This is a genomic window from Glycomyces dulcitolivorans (assembly GCF_003265355.1).
Classification (GTDB): domain Bacteria; phylum Actinomycetota; class Actinomycetes; order Mycobacteriales; family Micromonosporaceae; genus Glycomyces; species Glycomyces dulcitolivorans.
In genome coordinates this window covers 1-917 of sequence record NZ_QFRW01000026.1, presented here as the reverse complement: position 1 = coordinate 917, position 917 = coordinate 1, and the positions used below count along the sequence as shown (strand labels likewise).

General features: G+C 72.6%; 1 protein-coding gene. It reads left to right on the top strand.

Going from position 1 to position 917, the window contains the following annotated elements:
• The first annotated feature begins 188 nt into the window (after positions 1-188).
• Positions 189-890: an SDR family oxidoreductase gene (locus tag DI269_RS00880; RefSeq protein ID WP_112133274.1), complete on the top strand. Its 702-nt coding sequence runs from the start codon at positions 189-191 to the stop codon at positions 888-890.
• The last annotated feature ends 27 nt before the right edge of the window (positions 891-917 follow it).

The following is a 917-nucleotide window of genomic DNA, read 5'->3' as shown; positions in this document are numbered from 1 at the left end:
GGCCGCCTGCTTCGCGGCGGGCCGCTTCGCCGCGGCGGCGGCGGGCTTGCGGCGCGCGGCGGGCGCGCTCCCCTTGCGGGCGGTGCCGCCCTTTCCGCTCGTCCTGGCCATCATGGTGCATACGTTACCGCCCGCACGCCTCCCGGCGTTGACGCGAAGGGCTTCACGGGAGGGGCTAATGTGACGGCATGTCAAAAACGATCCTGGTCACGGGCGCCGGCCGCGGACTCGGCCGGACCCTGGCCGAACGCCTGAGCGCCCGCGGCGACACCGTGATCGCCCACGCCCGCAGCGCGGCCGCCCTTGAGGGCGTCCCGCACGCGAAGGCCCTGATCGCGGACCTCGCCGACCCGGCGAGCCTCGCGAACGCGGCGGCCTCGCTCGGAGTGTCGCGACTGGACGCGCTGGTCCACAATGCCGGCGTCCTCAATGTCAACGCGGTCGCCGACGAGACCCTGGAGTGGTGGCAGCGGACGATGGCGGTCAACGTCGTCTCGGTCGCGGAACTGACCCGCCTCCTCCTGCCGGCCCTGCGCGCCGCGCGCGGCCACGTCTTCTTCCTGAACTCGGGCGCGGGCCTCAACGCCGCGCCGCTGCTGAGCTCGTATTCGGCGAGCAAGCACGCCCTCAGGGCGATCGCCGACGCGCTCCGCGCGGAGGAGCAGGCCAACGGCGTCCGGGTCACGAGCTTCTACCCGTCGCATTTCGACACCGACATGCAGCGCGGCCTGCGCGACCAGTACAACTCCGACTACGACCCCGCCCGCGCGATGAGCCAGGACACGGTCGCCGCCACGATCCTCGGAGTCCTCGACGCCCCCGCCGACATGGTCGTCAACGAACTCCGAACCGAACCCCCGAACCCCCTCCCGGTCCGCCCCAAAAGCTGAAAGCAAGCGGGGCCGCGCCCGAAGGGC

Excerpts from the sequence above, each read along its gene's own strand:
- DI269_RS00880 (WP_112133274.1), top strand. The coding sequence starts at position 189 with ATGTCAAAAACGATCCTGGTCACGGGCGCCGGCCGCGGACTCGGCCGG.